Source organism: Bradyrhizobium betae, assembly GCF_008932115.1.
Lineage (GTDB): Bacteria > Pseudomonadota > Alphaproteobacteria > Rhizobiales > Xanthobacteraceae > Bradyrhizobium > Bradyrhizobium betae.
Map to the genome: position 1 here is coordinate 4,975,565 of NZ_CP044543.1, position 14,605 is coordinate 4,990,169.

A 14,605-nucleotide genomic window follows, 5' to 3' on the forward strand; every position below is an offset into this window, starting at 1 on the left:
GATGCGAAGCATCGAACCCGGAATCTCGAGATTCCCCGGTGCGCAATTGCGCACCTGCGGTCTGGTCCTTCGGACCATCCCGGAATGACATCTCTATATCAAGCAATCGTCGCTGCAACATCACGAGACCCTTTATTGCCCGTTCAGGCGCCTTGTGCTCCATTGCGCGCGTCCGGCGCCCGCCGGGGATTGTTTGCCGGAGCTTCCATGGATTCGATCGTGCAACCCGCCGCCACGGAGCAGCCTTCGTCGTCGCGCAACCGGCTGCTGCTGACGGTCTACACCGCTGCGATCTTCGTCAGCGCGCTGCTGCTGTTCTCGGTGCAGCCGCTGTTCACGAAGATGGTGCTGCCGCGGCTCGGTGGCTCTCCGGCGGTGTGGTCGGTGGCGATGGTGTTCTTCCAGTCGCTGCTGCTGGCCGGCTATGCCTATGCGCATCTGCTGATGCAGGTCAGGAATCGCATCATCCCGGTGGTGGTGCATCTCCTGCTGCTGGTGCTGGCCTTCGTGACGCTGCCGCTCGGCATCGCCTCCGCTTATGGCGAGCCGCCGGCGTCGGGTTATGCGTTCTGGCTGCTCGGACTGTTCGTGGTCTCGATCGGACTGCCGTTCTTCGCGCTCGCCGCCAACAATCCGCTGCTGCAGGCCTGGTTCGTCCGCACCGGCCATCCCGCCGGGCACGATCCCTATTTCCTTTATGCCTCCTCCAATATCGGCAGCTTCCTCGCGCTGCTGTCCTATCCGTTCCTGCTGGAGCCGATCTTCACGCTGCACGCGCAGAACCGGCTCTGGACCGGCGGCTATGGACTGCTGATCCTCCTGATCGCCGCCTGCGGCGCGCTGCTGCTGCGCTCGCCGAAGCTCGCGCTCGTCGATGCGCAGACCGAGGACGTCAATGCTCCGGCGCCAAGCATGGTGACGCGGCTGCGCTGGATTTTCCTGGCCGCGGTGCCGTCCGGCCTGCTCATCGCCGTGACCGCGCACATCTCGACCGACGTCGCGGCCGCGCCGCTGCTGTGGGTGCTGCCGCTGTCGCTGTATCTGTTGACATGGGTGGTGGTGTTCCAGTCGCGGCCGCTGTTGCCGCACAAATGGATGCTGATGCTGCAGCCGGTCGCGATCGCGGGCGTCGTTGTCCTGTTGGCGTTCGGCGGCGAGCAGAACCTCCTGCTGACGCTCGGCGGTCATCAGCTCTGCTTCTTCGTCATCGCCATGGCCTGCCATGGCGAATTGGCACGGACCCGGCCGGCCGCCAGATATCTCACCGGCTTCTACGTCGCGCTGTCGTTCGGCGGCATGGTCGGCGGGCTGTTCGCGGGGCTCGTTGCACCTTTCACGTTCTCATGGATCGCCGAATATCCGATCCTGGTCGCGTCCGCCGCGCTGTGTCGGCCGCCCGCGAGCGAGCGGCTGGCGGGCATCGTCAAATGGTACTGGCTGGCGCTCGTCGCGCTCGCGGTGGTGCTCGTCGTGCCGTCCACCATGACGGGCGGCCTCTCGACCTGGTTCGAGGATCACCGCGTCTGGGTGGCCGGTGCCGTCGGTGTGCTCGCTGCGCTGCTCGCTCTCGGGCTCAATGCCGGTCGCTGGAAGATATTCGCCACCGTGGCGCTCGCGCTGGCGTTGATCCGGATTTATCCCGCGGACGAAGGCCGCGTCACGACGGTGCGCAGCTTCTTCGGCGTGCACAAGATCGTGGTCACGCCCGGCGGCTATTTCCACGTGCTGATGCACGGCACCACCATTCACGGCGCCGAGCGCTTCCGCAACAATGACGGCACGCCTGTGACCGGCCGGCCCGAGCCGATCACCTACTATCACAAGGACGGCGGCATCGGGCAGGCCATCACGGCCATCCGCGAGCGCAAGGGCGCACCGCTGAAGGTGGCCGCGATCGGCGTCGGCTCCGGCACGCTCGCGTGCGCGGCCGAGCCCGGTGAGGACTGGAAATTCTTCGAGATCGACCAGTCCATGGTCGACGCGGCGAGTGACCCGAAGAACTTCCGCTACATCTCGAGTTGCATGCCGGGCCTGAAGCCGGTGATTGGCGATGCCCGTCTCACCTTCGCGAAGGAGCCCGACGGTGTCTATGACCTGATCATCGTCGATGCCTATTCGTCGGATGCGATCCCGATTCATCTCGCCACCGAAGAGGCTATGAAGATCTACAAGGACAAGCTCGCCCCGCACGGCGCCGTGGTGATGCACGTCTCCAACCGGCACCTCGATCTCGAGACCGTCGTGGTCGGCATCGCCGACGCCAACGATCTGAAGAGCTGGGTCTTCAACGAGGATTCCGGGCGCGATTCCGATTACATCTTCTCGACCGACGTCGTCATCTCGGCGCGCGAAGAGGAAGATGTCGGCAAGCTCGTTTCATCCAAATCATGGGAGCTGACCGAAGCCGACGACAGGGTGCGAGTCTGGACCGACGATTATTCCAACATTCTTGGCGCGCTTTACCGGCGCCTGCGGGACGGGGAGTAGGGTCTCGTGCCCCGGACGCAGCGCAGCGCTTCTTCAGCGGTGCGCTGCAGAGCCGGGGCCCATGTCGCGGCTTTTTGGGTCCCGGCTCTGCGGAGCAGCGTTGCACGCTGCACCGCGTCCGGGACACGAGACCGAGGCTTACGGCTCCACCGGCGTCCCCGCCGGCAATGCAATGCCCTTCTCGCCCGCAACCTCTCGCAACAGATCCGGCCGGTCCGAGATGATGCCGTCGACGCCGAGGTCGATCATGCGCGCCATGTCGTCGCGCTTGTTCACGGTCCACACCACGACGCGCAGTCCGAGCCCGTGGGCCTCGGTGATCAGCGCCTCCGTGACGTCGCCGAAATAGGGCGACCAGATCGCGCCGCCCGCGGCCTTGATGGTCCGCGGCAGCGAGCCGCCGTGATCGGCCGGACTGAAGCCCGCCGTCCAGTTGGTAGACTTGTCGAGCGCGATGGTCGGCGCTGAGCCGCGCTGGAGCGTCAGGTACACGGTCGGAATCTTGGGCGCCTGCTGCTGGACCAGACGCAGAGTCCGCCAGTCGAACGACTGGATCATGACGCGATCGGAAAACCTCTCGGCTTCGATCAGCCCGAGCAGCTTTGCGACAAAAACCTGCGGCTCGAGCGTCTCGTCCGGATGGTTCGGATCGATCTTGGTCTCGATGTTGAAGCGCACGCGGGTGTTGCCGGACTTGCGCACCAGCGCGAACAACTCGCCGAGGGTGGGAATGCGCGTTCCCGGCACGGCCCGCTGCTCCGGGAATTGCTTCGCGTAAGGGCTGTCCGGCCGGATCTGGCCGACGTCATAGGTCCTGACGTCTTCGAGCCGAAGTTTTACGAATGGCGTCCCGGGCGGGGCGATATAGGCGCCAATCCGATCCCGCGCGAGATCAGGATTGAGACCGCGCTCGTGCGACACGATCACCTCGCCGTCGGCGGTGATGCCGACGTCGAGCTCCAGCGTGTCCACGCCCATCGTCAGCGCGTTGGCAAAGGCCGGCAGGGCATTTTCCGGCAACAGCGCGCGTCCGCCGCGGTGCGACTCGAGGTCAAAGGCCATTGCGCTGCCCGCAGCCACAATCGAGATCACAGTCAAGACGATCGCAACACGTGATGGCATGACGATTCTGACGGCATTCGTTGAAGCGACGCGGACAATCGTCGAGCGCGGCAGTGCTGCGTTCAGATAGCGTCAATTCTGGTAGTAATAGCCGCGCGGCTGATAAACCTGCCGGGGCTGCGGCTGATAGTACGAGCCCTGCTGGCCGTAGCCCTGATTGTAATATTGCTGCTGCGGCTGTTGCTGCTGTTGATAGACCTGCGCGTCATAGAGCGGGCGGTTGCCGCGCGGCGCGGGATAGCGCGCGCCGGTGTCGCTACCGTCGGCCGGATAGATGTAGTTGTCGTCCTGCGGCATGTAGCGGCGGGCGGGCTGCGCCGGCGGTGCCAGGTTCACGGGATCGGTCGTGGTGGCGTACTGCTCTTCGGCCGGTTGCGGGGCGCGGGCGACCGCGTTGTTGGTTCGGCCGCGCGGATTTCGGGCCAGCGCCACCTGCGACGAGCCGGTCAGCGTCACCGTGGTGTTGAGCACGCCCTGCTGCTGCACCAGCGCATAGAGCGTCGAGGCATTCTGGCGCGACAGCCGCACGCAGCCGTGCGAGGCGGGTGAGCCGAGCCGGCCGACCGAGTCGGTGCCGTGGATGGCGTGCCCGACCTTGGTGAAGAAGATCGCGTGCGGCATCGGCGCGTCGTCGAATTCCTTGGAGTAGTGATCCTCTTCCATGCGGAAGGTTCGGAACGCGCCGTTCGGCGTTTCGCGCGAGGGGATGCCGGTTGACACCGGCCAGTGATAGCGCGCGACGCCGTCGACGGCGACGGTCATCTGCTGATTGTCCTTGTCGACGGTGATCTCGACCTTGGCCTGCGCGGTGCCGGCGCTCAGAAGCATCAATGAGGCAAAAGCGATGAAATAGGAACGCATCTGGAAACGCATTTTAGTTCGGCCTCCGGCCTGTTCACGTTCGGCGCCGCGGCTCTCCGTCCCCCGGCGTGCAATATGCCTGCAATCCGGCATTCGTTCCAGCAGCCTGCCCAGCCATCGTTAACGTGATGCCGGGCGTAAGCAAGGCCGCTTTGTGCCGCGCAGGCCGTGGCCGTGCTGACATTTTCGCGAGCGGGTGCGTTCATGATGGCGCCAATTTGTCATGAAGACGCAACCAATTGGCCGCATCGGCGTTAGTTCGGCGCTGATCTCTCGGCCAGCGGTCATCGCGGCCGGCTCACCCTTAGGAAATGTAATGAACAGAGTTCGTGTCGCCGCCGCTTCGTTGCCGGCCGGTCGTTCTGCCCGCCGGCTGTTCGCAGGCGCCGCTATCCTCCTCGGCCTTTCGTGCCTGCCTCAGCCCGGCCACGCCCAGGGCATCGTCCGCGGCGCTCAGGAGGGCTCCTATGAAGGCAATCGGATCGCCGGCCCGGTGGGTGGTGCGGTCGGAGGCGTCGTCGGTGCTGGTGTGGGCGGTGCCGTGGGCGCGGTCGAAGGCGTATTCGGCATTCCCCATCGCGGCCATCGCCGCTGCCGCGGCTATTATGACGGCTACAACCGCTTCCACTGCTATCGATAAGTCCACCGTCGTGATTCCGGGGCGCCCGACGGGCGAGCCCGGAATCCATCGTGCGGCGGGAGTTAGTGGATGAATGGATTCCGGGCTCGCGCTACGCGCGCCCCGGAATGACAGCTCAATTCTTCAGCCGATACCCGGTCCTAAAAATCCACCAGATCACGGCGAGGCAGATCAGCAGGAACGCCAGCGTCATGCCGATGCTGACGGCGAAGCTGACATCCGCGATCTCGTAGAAGCTCCAGCGGAAGCCGGAGATCAGATAGACGACCGGGTTGAGCAGCGCCACCGTGCGCCAGGTCGGCGGCAGCATGTCGATGGAATAGAAGCTGCCGCCGAGGAACGTCAGCGGCGTCACCACCAGCATCGGGATCATCTGGAGCTTTTCGAACCCGTCGGCCCAGATGCCGATGACGAAGCCGAACAGGCTGAACGTCACCGCCGTCAGCACCAGGAAGGTCAGCATCCAGACCGGGTGATGGATGTGCAGCGGCACGAACAGGCCGGCCGTTGCCAGGATGATGAGGCCCAGAATGATCGACTTGGTCGCGGCGGCGCCGACATAGCCCAGCACGATCTCGACATAGGAGATCGGCGCGGAGAGAATCTCGTAGATCGTACCGGTGAACTTCGGAAAGTAGATGCCGAACGACGCGTTGGCGATGCTCTGCGTCAGCACCGAGAGCATGATCAGCCCCGGCACGATGAAGGTGCCGTAGCTGACGCCCTCGACCTGGCTGATGCGCGAGCCGATCGCGGCGCCGAACACCACGAAATAGAGCGAGGTCGAGACGACCGGCGAGACGATGCTTTGCAGCACCGTGCGCCAGGTGCGTGCCATTTCGAACAGATAGATGGCGCGGACAGCGCGATAGTTCATGACGTCCTCACGAGGTCGACGAAGATGTCCTCGAGCGACGATTGGGTCGTGTCGAGATCGTTGAAGCGGATGCCGGCGTTGCGCAGGTCGCTGAGCAGGCTGGTGATGCCGGTGCGATCGCCCTTGGTGTCGTAGTCGTAGACCAGCGTCGCGCCATTCTCGGAGAGGTCGAGCTCGTAATGGGCGAGGTCGGCGGGGAGCGAGGTGATCTTGTTCTGCAAGTGCAGCGTCAGCCGCTTCTTGCCGAGCTTCTGCATCAAGGTCGCCTTGTCCTCGACCAGCACGATCTCGCCCTTGTTGATGATGCCGATGCGGTCGGCCATCTCCTCGGCTTCCTCGATGTAGTGTGTGGTGAGGATGATGGTGACGCCGGATTGCTGCAGCGTGCGCACCACCTCCCACATGCCCTTGCGCAGCTCGACGTCGACGCCGGCGGTCGGCTCGTCCAGGAACAGGATCTGCGGCTCGTGCGACAGCGCTTTGGCGATCATCACGCGGCGCTTCATGCCGCCGGAAAGCGTGATGATCTTGTTGTCCTTCTTGTCCCAGAGCGAGAGGTCCTTGAGTACCTTCTCGATGTGAGCTGGGTTCTTCGGCTTGCCGAACAGGCCGCGGGAGAAGCTCACGGTCGCCCACACGCTCTCGAAGGCGTCGGTGTGCAATTCCTGCGGCACCAGCCCGATCAGCGACCGCGCCTTGCGGTAGGAGGTCTGGATGTCCTCGCCGCTGACGAGGACACGGCCCTCGCTCGGATTGGCGATACCACAGATGATCGAGATCAGCGTGGTCTTGCCGGCGCCGTTCGGGCCGAGCAGCGCAAAGATCTCGCCGCGCTTGATATCGAGATTGACGTTTTTGAGCGCCTTGAAGCCGGACCCATAGGTCTTCGACAGATTGGCGACGGAAATGATGGAGGACATGATGGCCGCAGGGCTGAGGGGCAAAGGCTTGGGAGGGGGAGGCTGGAACCCACCTGTGGGCGGGTCAGCGGAGCCCTGAAATAGGAAGGCGGTTGCCCGGCCGCAATTGGCGGGAGAAAAATGGTCTCAAAACAGGCCCTTCGGTGGCAGGTTTCAGGCAAGTGTTGCTTGATGGTCACGGCCTGCTGCTAAGATTGCGGGTTCACGCGGCTCTTTGTTGCGTCTGCGAGCAGGCCATGGCTACGATTCCGGCCAATCGCAAAGCGTAGTGTCCCCAGGGAAAAGATCGATGAGACCGAACGGCCGTCACACCGCCGGCGCCAGCCAATTGTCCGCTATCCGCGTGTGGGCGATCTGCCTGCTGCTGCTGTCAGCTGTTGCCATCAACCCGACCCCGGCCAGGGCCGCGCCCAGCCAGGCCACCGCCACGACGCATGTCTACCTGCTCCGCGGCGTGCTCAACATCTTCTCGCTCGGGCTCGACACGATCGGCTCCCGCCTCGAGGCGCAGGGTATCCCGGTAACCGTCGCGAACTTCGTGTCGTGGTCCTCGCTCGCCAATGAAGCCGCGGCCGCCTACAAGGCCGGCCGCATCAAGACCATCGTCCTGGTCGGCCATTCCTCGGGCGCGACGGCGCTGCCGGACATGATCGCCAAGCTCAACCAGCTCGGCGTTCCCGTGAAGCTCGCGATCGGCCTCGATTCCGTTTTCAAGACCAAGCTCACGACGGGTGCCGAGCGCTACATCAACATCTATATCGGTGACGGCCCGGGCGAGCCGGTGAAGCGCGCCGATGGTTTCCGCGGCAAGCTCGACAATGTCGACGTGCGCGGCACCGGCGTCGGCCACATCTCGATCGACAAGAACGAGGCGATTCAGCGCCGCGTCATCGCCGAGATCGACGCCGCGATCATGCGCTCGCGCGCACCGGCAGCCCCTGTCGCCGAACCCCGCGCGCCGCGCCAGGCGCGGTCGGCCGCGGCGACGGCGCCGGCCAGGAACTGAGGCACCAGCCTGCAATATCCAATCTGGTCACGACGCCGCCGACTTCATGGTCGGCGGCGTCGTTGTCTTGTCGGTCGTGAAGACGTTACCGCCAAATGTGCGAAGGGCCCGCCGCGTTAGCGGCGAGCCCCTCAAATGCCGGCCTGGACGGCCTTACTTCTTCTCGGGCACCCAGGTCGTGCTCGCCTTGTCGTACTTGAAGCCGGGGGCCTCCTTGAGCGTGTCCTTGGTCTCGTCGATCGTCAGCCACCATTTGTCGTTCTTCTTGGCGGTCTTGACCGCGCTGAAGGGAATGATGACGTCCTTTTCACCGGCGCCGAGAAAACCTCCGACGCCGAGGACCAGCCCGGTGATCTTGCCGGACTTGTCGACCAGCACGTCGTCGATGTCGCCGATCTTGCTTTCCTTGGGATCGTAGACGGCCTGCTTGTAGTAGTTGGTCACCGTCCAGCTTTCCGCCGGCGCCGATTTCACCGTGGTGGTTGCTGCATGCGCGGCGGTAGCGGCGGCAATCGCGAGAGTACATGCCAATGCCAGTTTCTTCATCTTGGTCCTCCTCAACTATTGATCGCGGTGCCAACGGGACAAATTGGCAAAGGTTCCCTGGGCGAGCCCGGCGGAACCTGGCGTTCGATCCGGTGTTGTTGCATCATGGCTCAGAAACGAAATGCCGGACCGATGTCGGTTCAGCCCGAGCGATGCTGGTCTGCCGTGCCGGTCGGCGAGACTGCGCCGGCCAACAAGCCACGCTTGCGACTGAAGCGTTTGAGCGCGAAACGAGCCGGCCTGTTGAGGCAGCAGGCACTGCGGATGCAGCGCGCGTTACTCGCCGGCAAGAGCGACGGTCGCAAGTTTTCGCCGAAGTGACGAGCCGGTTTTCCGGCGTGCCGTATGTTTGGGACCAGAGCACGTGAAGCTATTCCAATGTCCGTCGTGCCGGCAGCCAGTCTCGTTCGAGCACACCGCGTGCGCGAACTGCGGCACCCAGTTGGTGTTCGATCCGTCGTGCATCAACCTGACCAAACTCGCATTCAATCAGTCGTGCCGTAACCGCGAGATCATCGGCTGCAATTGGTGTGTCAAGGGCGCGGATTGGTACTGCGACTCCTGTCGCCTCACGCGCACCATCCCGCATCTCGGCAGCACCAGGAATATCATGCTCTGGCGGCGAGTGGAGGAAGCCAAGCGCCGTCTTCTCTATGATCTTCGTCGCCTCGGACTGCCGCTCGTATCCCGCGGCGGTGACCGTGTGGCATTCGACATTCTCTCCGACGAGGTCAATCCGATCCTGACGGGGCATCTGTCGGGCGTCATCACGCTCAACCTCGCGGAAGCGGACGATGTCGAGCGCGAGGCCCGCCGTATGGCGTTCCGGGAGCCGTACCGCACCCTGCTCGGGCATTTCCGACACGAGATCGGCCACTTCTACTGGGACCTGCTGGTCAACAGCACGACATTCCAGGCGCCGTTCAAGCTGATCTTCGGCGACGAGACGCAGAACTATCAAGCGGCGATCAGCAGCTATTACGGCCGCACCGATCGTTCATACGACCGGAGCGGCTTCATCAGCGAATATGCCACCGCCCACCCCTGGGAGGATTGGGCGGAAACGTTTGCGCATTTTCTCCACATCCTGTCGACGCTGGACTCGCTGGCGGGTCTGCCGTTGTCCCTCGATGAACGCGCCCGGCAGACCCTGACGGATCCCTATCTGAAGAGCGACTTCGAGGCGCTGCTGGCGTTGTGGAGCCCGCTCTCACGCGGCCTCAACGAGCTCAACCGCTCGCTCGGGATGAACGATGCCTATCCGTTCGACATATCGCCGGCGGTGAAGGGCAAGCTGCACCTCGTGCACATGGCGATCGTCGCGTTCCGCGAGCAGCAGAAGCTGGCGGCGTAACGTCGCTCTTCAATGCGCCTGCGGTGGAAACATCCGCTGTCCGCCATTCCGACCACGGACCGGGATCGTATTTCGTCTGCCTAAGGCAGCGCGGTCCGTCAGCGGGCCGACGCACCGCCTATTCGGTGTTTTTCGACGATGACAGCTACAAGGGAATTCAGAGTTCTGTGATGTCCGATTCTTGCGAAGCCGAGCCATGGGCGCCCTTCAATTGACTAGTTCCCTTCAATTGATGCCACGGTGCCGGCGCGATCAGCATGAATCCTCCTGCCCGCGGGCGTCACGAACCCGGTTCCGTGCCCCAAATTCCACCCAATCGGTGGTCATTAAGCGCCGGGGGAGGCCTCTGCCTCCCGTGGTGGGACTGCTGGGCTGATGCTTGATCCAAGGCGAATTGTCGTGCTGGCAGCGGTTGCGCTGCTTGCCCTGGGCACCGGCTCGGCCGATGCTTCACCCGCCAAGTCGAAGCGCGCAGCGTTGGCGACCATCGCGCCGCCGCCTCCCGCTCCCGTCGAGCCCCTGCCGCCACCGAAAATCTACCTGTTCCGCGGCGCCATGGGGCCGATCTTCTCGACCGGCATGGACCGGCTGGAAGAGAAGCTGACGCAGGCCGGCTTCTCGGCCAACGTCTACGAATTCACCATCTGCCGATGGATCGGCGATCGTGCCATCGCGAGCTACAAGGAAACACCGGCACCGATCGTACTGATCGGCCATTCCATGGGCGGTCTGTGCTCGATCGTGATCTCCGAGATGGCGGCCAAGGAGAACGTCCCGATCAGCCTCGTCATCGCCATCGATCCCGCGCATGCGACCGGCGACGTACCGCTCAATGTCGAGCGCTTCATCAACATCTTCCTGTCCGACAGCGTGCTCGGCGGCGGCGACGTCGTGGCCGTGCCCGGCTTTCGCGGCCATTACGCGAGCTACGACCTCAAGGAAAACAGCCGCGTCTCGCACATCAACATCGAGAAGTCCGACGATATCCATCGCCAGATCGTCGACATGGTGACCCAGTTGCCGCGCATTCCCGTGCAGACCCAGGCCGATGCGGTGCCGCTGCGCTACCTCGTGCCCGGAAATACGCTGGTCGAGCTGTGGGACAGCGGCGTGCGGCTGCCCGTGCGCACCGGCGACACCATGGCGAGCATCGCCGCCGCCAATCGCGTGCCGCTGTGGACGCTCGCGCAGAGCAATTCACTGGCGGAGGATGCGCCACTCACCCCCGGCCAGACTATCATCGTCCCGCGCCATCTGACGCCGCCCGAGCCGGTGGCTGCGATGGCGGCGCCCGCGCCTCAGGGGCGGCGGTAAGACCGCTCCCGTCTCGATGCAGATGTCCCCGAGGTCGATCGAGCCAAGCCGGAAGCTTGGCCCGCCGGTCGATAGGGCGCAGCGAGAAGTGTCAGAAACAATGCCCTTGCAGCGGCATATTTGGCTGCGGGGCGGCTGGTTTCGGACCCGTGCGTGACGAGGCGTCCTTCCGTCGTGCAAACACGCCACCGCCACGTCCTTCGGCCGCACCTTTTCAAGAACATTTCGAATGTCGGGAAGATGTCGGACATCTCAGTCAGCCATGGCCGCTTGCTGTCAGAAGCGTGGTTGCGTTCTCGATCGCCCTGTTTGGAGTCTTGAAGGCGAGCGGGAAGGTGGACGCTGAGAGTCTTTCGATCGCGCAACGCTCTTCCGACAGGCGCCGCTCAATGAACCGCCGCTCGAATTCGGTCAGCTTGGTCTTGAGTAAACGCTGGTAGCGGCCGATGTTATTGCGGTGCGCGCGCAGCAAGGCCAGCTTGTCATCCATCATCGTCGTTCTCCCGGAGCGCGTGTTCCCTAGGCTGCGAGGCCGGTTCGCAAGACGGATCTCGTTCGGGCCGGCTTGCCACCCGGAGGCCCCTTCGGATGGTGATCGAGGGTCGCGAGTGCTTCGAGAATCTCGTCAATGGTGACGGCTCTGCCCGAGCCGGCCAATTCTCTCAGCGCCGGGTTCGAGGCGACGCTGGCGGCGTCCGAGGCCCAGGATGCCAGGATCGCCCGCTTCTCTCCGATCGACAAAGCCGGATCCGCGACGACGTCGCGGGGATGATCGTAGACAGAGCCGGGGTGCAATAGCGCTTTCAGGTCGATGATGTTGTCAGCATGATCGATCATGAGAGATCCTCCTTCTCCTTTCGCTAAAACCTCTGGTCTGCATTGGGTGTGCAAGCGAAGGCCATGGCCGATCCCGCCCGACCAACGGGCGGGATCACCAAGCCTCCGACAAACGAAATTCAGGCAGCCTTGCCCTCGAGTTGATGCACGGTGCCGGACGGCGCGCCATTGATGGCAATTCGCCGCGGTTTCATGGCTTCAGGGATTTCCCGGATCAGTTCGATCTTGAGCAGACCGTTCTCGAACGTGGCACTCCGCACCTGAACATAGTCGGCCAGGTTGAACTGCCGCTTGAAGGGCCGCGCGGAGATGCCCCGGTAGAGATATTCGCGTTCGGCCTTTTCCGCCCTGTGGCCCTCGACGATCACCGCGTTCTGCTCGGCCGTCACCGAGACCTCGTCGGGTGAAAAGCCCGCGATCGCGAGCGAAATCTGGTAGCGATCCTCGCTGACGCGTTCGATGTTGTAGGGGGGATAATTGTCCTCGCCGGCACGCTGTGCCGTCTCCGCGAGGTCGAACAGGCGATCGAAACCAATGGTCGAACGCCAAAGGGGAGAAAAGTCGTAAGTGCGCATAGCCAGATCCTCCAGGGAGCAAAATGGATACGAGCGGCACCGGACACGACCGGTGCCCGTCTCAGTCGTTCCCGACCCGTCAGGCGCCGGGAACGCCACCTCTCGGCGGCAACGCAAAAAATAAAAAAACACCGTTTTGGTTTCAAGAGGGAGGCCAAAAAATTTTGGAGACCCTGCGCATCCCGGAGACAGGTAGAAAATAGCTCCCGGTCCGGACCTTTGATGGAAGTCAAAGACGGGTCGCCCATGCCGGCGCAGCGTGGCTCCGTTTCAGGTCTTACCCTAGAGGAGAAAGATCATGGCCAATGAAACCAAACTCCCCGTCACCAGGAAAACGCTCGAACCGGTTTCAGCGCAGGACGCCTGGAGGCCGCTTGAGGCACTGCGCAAGGAAGTCGACCGGCTGTTTGAGGATTTCTCCGGCGATGATTTCTGGCGCCGGCCCTTCCGCTCGCTCGCCGGGATCGAGAGGAAATTGACGAAGCAATTTTCGGCAGCGCCGGCGGTCGACGTGTCCGAGAGCGACAAGGCCTATGAGATCACGGTCGAACTGCCCGGCATGGACGAAAAGGACATCGAGGTGAATGTCGCCAACGGCGCACTGACCATCAAAGGCGAAAAGAAGGAAGAGAAGGAGGAGAAACAAAAGGACTATTACGTCTCCGAGCGCCGCTATGGTTCGTTCGAACGCTATTTCGGGCTGCCCGATGGCGTCGATGCCGGCAAGATCGAAGCCGCGTTCAAGAACGGTGTGCTCAAGGTGACGTTGCCGAAGACGGCGGAAGCGCAGAAGCCCGCCAAGAAGATCGAAGTGAAGGCGGCCTGAAGGACGATGCCAGCTGTCGAAGGCTGCCGCTTCGCGGCGGTCTTCGATCGGGTCCTGCCGATATGACGGGACGCAGAGGAGCTGCGTTCAAGCATCTTCCTCTGCCGACATCACAGCGCGTCCGCGAACGCGGCGCCTTCTTCGCTCTGCGGCTCAGACGTTAGATCCCTGGATCGCGTCGACCACGGCATCCGTCACTTCCTTCGTCGTCGCCTTGCCGCCGACATCGGGCGTCAGCACGCCGGCCGCGCAGACGCGCTCGACCGCTGCCATCAGCCGCGCTGCGGCATCCTTCTCGCCGAGATGCTCGAGCATCTGCGCGCCGGTCCAGAACGTTGCGACCGGGTTGGCGATGCCCTTGCCGGTGATGTCGAAGGCCGAGCCGTGGATCGGCTCGAACATCGAGGGGAAGCGGCGTTCTGGATCGATGTTGCCGGTCGGGGCGACGCCGAGGCTTCCCGCCAGCGCGCCGGCGAGATCGGAGAGGATGTCGGCGTGGAGGTTGGTCGCGACGATGGTGTCGAGGCTCTTCGGATGCAGTGTCATGCGCACGGTCATGGCGTCGACCAGCATCTTGTCCCAGGTCACGTCAGGGAATTCGGCCGCGACCTCGGCGGCGATCTCGTCCCACATCACCATGCCATGGCGCTGCGCGTTCGACTTGGTCACCACGGTGAGGAACTTGCGCGGACGCGATTGCGCGAGCTTGAACGCATAGCGCATGATCCGCGTGACGCCGACGCGGGTAAACACCGCGACCTCGGTGCCGACCTCCTCGGGGAGGCCCCTGTGTGCCCGGCCGCCCATGCCGGCATATTCGCCCTCCGAGTTCTCGCGCACGATCACCCAGTCGAGGTCACCGACGCCGACGTTGCGCAGCGGCGAGGCGACGCCGGGCAGGATCTTGGTCGGCCGCACATTGGCGTATTGGTCAAAGCCCTGGCAGATCGGCAGGCGCAGGCCCCACAGCGTGATGTGGTCGGGGACATCAGGGGCGCCGACCGCGCCGAAATAGATCGCGTCGAACTTCTTCAATTCCGCGAGACCGTCCGCCGGCATCATCACGCCGTGCTTCTTGTAATAGTCTGATCCCCAGTCGAACGTCTTGATGGTGAAGGAAAGGTCGCCGCTGCGCTTTGCCAGCGCCTCCAGCACGCGCACGCCGGCCGAAATGACTTCGGGCCCGATGCCGTCGGCGGGGATCGCTGCGATCGAATGGGTGCGCATGGGAGTGCTCCGT

16 protein-coding genes are annotated in these 14,605 nt (G+C 63.7%); 7 read left to right on the forward strand and 9 right to left on the reverse strand.

Annotated elements, in window-relative coordinates:
* The first annotated feature begins 207 nt into the window (after positions 1–207).
* Positions 208–2,487 (forward strand): spermidine synthase, encoded by a 2,280-nt coding sequence (locus F8237_RS23835; RefSeq protein ID WP_151648455.1) that lies wholly within the window; start codon positions 208–210, stop codon positions 2,485–2,487.
* A gap of 138 nt (positions 2,488–2,625) precedes the next feature.
* On the opposite strand, the gene F8237_RS23840 is transcribed toward F8237_RS23835, so the two are convergent.
* A complete protein-coding gene (locus tag F8237_RS23840) occupies positions 2,626–3,609 on the reverse strand; it encodes a glycerophosphodiester phosphodiesterase (protein ID WP_151648457.1) in 984 nt (327 codons plus the stop codon).
* 72 nt (positions 3,610–3,681) lie between these two features.
* Entirely contained in the window at positions 3,682–4,482 is an 801-nt protein-coding gene (locus tag F8237_RS23845) for a L,D-transpeptidase (protein ID WP_151648459.1), read from the reverse strand.
* Between the two features lie 304 nt (positions 4,483–4,786).
* Between F8237_RS23845 and F8237_RS23855 the strand changes: the two genes are divergently transcribed.
* Complete coding sequence (locus F8237_RS23855) at positions 4,787–5,110, forward strand: hypothetical protein (protein WP_151648461.1); 324 nt, start codon at positions 4,787–4,789, stop codon at positions 5,108–5,110.
* Positions 5,111–5,225: 115 nt separating this feature from the next.
* Here F8237_RS23855 and F8237_RS23860 read toward each other — a convergent pair whose 3' ends face one another.
* Together F8237_RS23860 and F8237_RS23865 are read right to left on the reverse strand one after the other, a co-directional pair.
* Positions 5,226–5,987 carry an ABC transporter permease gene (locus tag F8237_RS23860; protein WP_151648463.1) on the reverse strand — a complete coding sequence of 254 codons (762 nt, stop codon included), beginning with the start codon at positions 5,985–5,987 and terminating at the stop codon, positions 5,226–5,228.
* Positions 5,984–6,907, reverse strand: a complete 924-nt coding sequence (locus tag F8237_RS23865; RefSeq protein ID WP_151648465.1) for an ABC transporter ATP-binding protein — start codon at positions 6,905–6,907, stop codon at positions 5,984–5,986. The genes F8237_RS23860 and F8237_RS23865 overlap by 4 nt, the downstream gene beginning before the upstream one ends.
* Before the next feature lie 289 nt (positions 6,908–7,196).
* Between F8237_RS23865 and F8237_RS23870 the strand changes: the two genes are divergently transcribed.
* Positions 7,197–7,913, forward strand: coding sequence for a hypothetical protein (locus F8237_RS23870; RefSeq protein WP_151648467.1), 717 nt, complete (start codon positions 7,197–7,199; stop codon positions 7,911–7,913).
* A gap of 153 nt (positions 7,914–8,066) precedes the next feature.
* Here the strand turns inward: F8237_RS23870 and F8237_RS23875 are convergent, their stop codons facing one another.
* Positions 8,067–8,459, reverse strand: coding sequence for a PRC-barrel domain-containing protein (locus F8237_RS23875; RefSeq protein WP_151648469.1), 393 nt, complete (start codon positions 8,457–8,459; stop codon positions 8,067–8,069).
* A 105-nt stretch (positions 8,460–8,564) separates the two neighbouring features.
* Between F8237_RS23875 and F8237_RS23880 the strand changes: the two genes are divergently transcribed.
* The 3 genes from F8237_RS23880 (at position 8,565) to F8237_RS23895 (ending at position 11,127) form a co-directional block, all read left to right on the forward strand.
* Complete coding sequence (locus F8237_RS23880; RefSeq protein ID WP_151648471.1) at positions 8,565–8,780, forward strand: hypothetical protein; 216 nt, start codon at positions 8,565–8,567, stop codon at positions 8,778–8,780.
* Positions 8,781–8,823: 43 nt separating this feature from the next.
* On the forward strand, positions 8,824–9,813 hold the full coding sequence (locus F8237_RS23885) for a zinc-binding metallopeptidase family protein (protein WP_151648473.1): 990 nt from the start codon (positions 8,824–8,826) through the stop codon (positions 9,811–9,813).
* A 375-nt stretch (positions 9,814–10,188) separates the two neighbouring features.
* Complete coding sequence (locus tag F8237_RS23895; RefSeq protein ID WP_151648475.1) at positions 10,189–11,127, forward strand: LysM peptidoglycan-binding domain-containing protein; 939 nt, start codon at positions 10,189–10,191, stop codon at positions 11,125–11,127.
* Positions 11,128–11,383: 256 nt separating this feature from the next.
* Here F8237_RS23895 and F8237_RS23905 read toward each other — a convergent pair whose 3' ends face one another.
* The 3 genes from F8237_RS23905 to F8237_RS23915 all read right to left on the reverse strand — a co-directional run bounded on the left by F8237_RS23905 (position 11,384) and on the right by F8237_RS23915 (position 12,539).
* On the reverse strand, positions 11,384–11,620 hold the full coding sequence (locus F8237_RS23905) for a hypothetical protein (protein WP_151648479.1): 237 nt from the start codon (positions 11,618–11,620) through the stop codon (positions 11,384–11,386).
* A gap of 26 nt (positions 11,621–11,646) precedes the next feature.
* Positions 11,647–11,964 carry a hypothetical protein gene (locus F8237_RS23910; RefSeq protein WP_151648481.1) on the reverse strand — a complete coding sequence of 106 codons (318 nt, stop codon included), beginning with the start codon at positions 11,962–11,964 and terminating at the stop codon, positions 11,647–11,649.
* A 119-nt stretch (positions 11,965–12,083) separates the two neighbouring features.
* Positions 12,084–12,539, reverse strand: coding sequence for an Hsp20 family protein (locus F8237_RS23915; RefSeq protein WP_151648483.1), 456 nt, complete (start codon positions 12,537–12,539; stop codon positions 12,084–12,086).
* A gap of 298 nt (positions 12,540–12,837) precedes the next feature.
* On the opposite strand from F8237_RS23915, the gene F8237_RS23920 reads away from it, so the two are divergent.
* Positions 12,838–13,365, forward strand: a complete 528-nt coding sequence (locus F8237_RS23920; RefSeq protein ID WP_151648485.1) for an Hsp20/alpha crystallin family protein — start codon at positions 12,838–12,840, stop codon at positions 13,363–13,365.
* Between the two features lie 153 nt (positions 13,366–13,518).
* Here F8237_RS23920 and F8237_RS23925 read toward each other — a convergent pair whose 3' ends face one another.
* A complete protein-coding gene (locus tag F8237_RS23925; protein WP_151648487.1) occupies positions 13,519–14,592 on the reverse strand; it encodes a tartrate dehydrogenase in 1,074 nt (357 codons plus the stop codon).
* Positions 14,593–14,605 lie beyond the last annotated feature (13 nt).

Coding starts and splice junctions, on each gene's coding strand:
- F8237_RS23835 (WP_151648455.1), top strand. CDS start 208: ATGGATTCGATCGTGCAACCCGCCGCCACGGAGCAGCCTTCGTCGTCG.
- F8237_RS23840 (WP_151648457.1), bottom strand. CDS start 3,609: ATGCCATCACGTGTTGCGATCGTCTTGACTGTGATCTCGATTGTGGCT.
- F8237_RS23845 (WP_151648459.1), bottom strand. CDS start 4,482: ATGCGTTTCCAGATGCGTTCCTATTTCATCGCTTTTGCCTCATTGATG.
- F8237_RS23855 (WP_151648461.1), top strand. CDS start 4,787: ATGAACAGAGTTCGTGTCGCCGCCGCTTCGTTGCCGGCCGGTCGTTCT.
- F8237_RS23860 (WP_151648463.1), bottom strand. CDS start 5,987: ATGAACTATCGCGCTGTCCGCGCCATCTATCTGTTCGAAATGGCACGC.
- F8237_RS23865 (WP_151648465.1), bottom strand. CDS start 6,907: ATGTCCTCCATCATTTCCGTCGCCAATCTGTCGAAGACCTATGGGTCC.
- F8237_RS23870 (WP_151648467.1), top strand. CDS start 7,197: ATGAGACCGAACGGCCGTCACACCGCCGGCGCCAGCCAATTGTCCGCT.
- F8237_RS23875 (WP_151648469.1), bottom strand. CDS start 8,459: ATGAAGAAACTGGCATTGGCATGTACTCTCGCGATTGCCGCCGCTACC.
- F8237_RS23880 (WP_151648471.1), top strand. CDS start 8,565: ATGGCTCAGAAACGAAATGCCGGACCGATGTCGGTTCAGCCCGAGCGA.
- F8237_RS23895 (WP_151648475.1), top strand. CDS start 10,189: ATGCTTGATCCAAGGCGAATTGTCGTGCTGGCAGCGGTTGCGCTGCTT.
- F8237_RS23905 (WP_151648479.1), bottom strand. CDS start 11,620: ATGATGGATGACAAGCTGGCCTTGCTGCGCGCGCACCGCAATAACATC.
- F8237_RS23910 (WP_151648481.1), bottom strand. CDS start 11,964: ATGATCGATCATGCTGACAACATCATCGACCTGAAAGCGCTATTGCAC.
- F8237_RS23915 (WP_151648483.1), bottom strand. CDS start 12,539: ATGCGCACTTACGACTTTTCTCCCCTTTGGCGTTCGACCATTGGTTTC.
- F8237_RS23920 (WP_151648485.1), top strand. CDS start 12,838: ATGGCCAATGAAACCAAACTCCCCGTCACCAGGAAAACGCTCGAACCG.
- F8237_RS23925 (WP_151648487.1), bottom strand. CDS start 14,592: ATGCGCACCCATTCGATCGCAGCGATCCCCGCCGACGGCATCGGGCCC.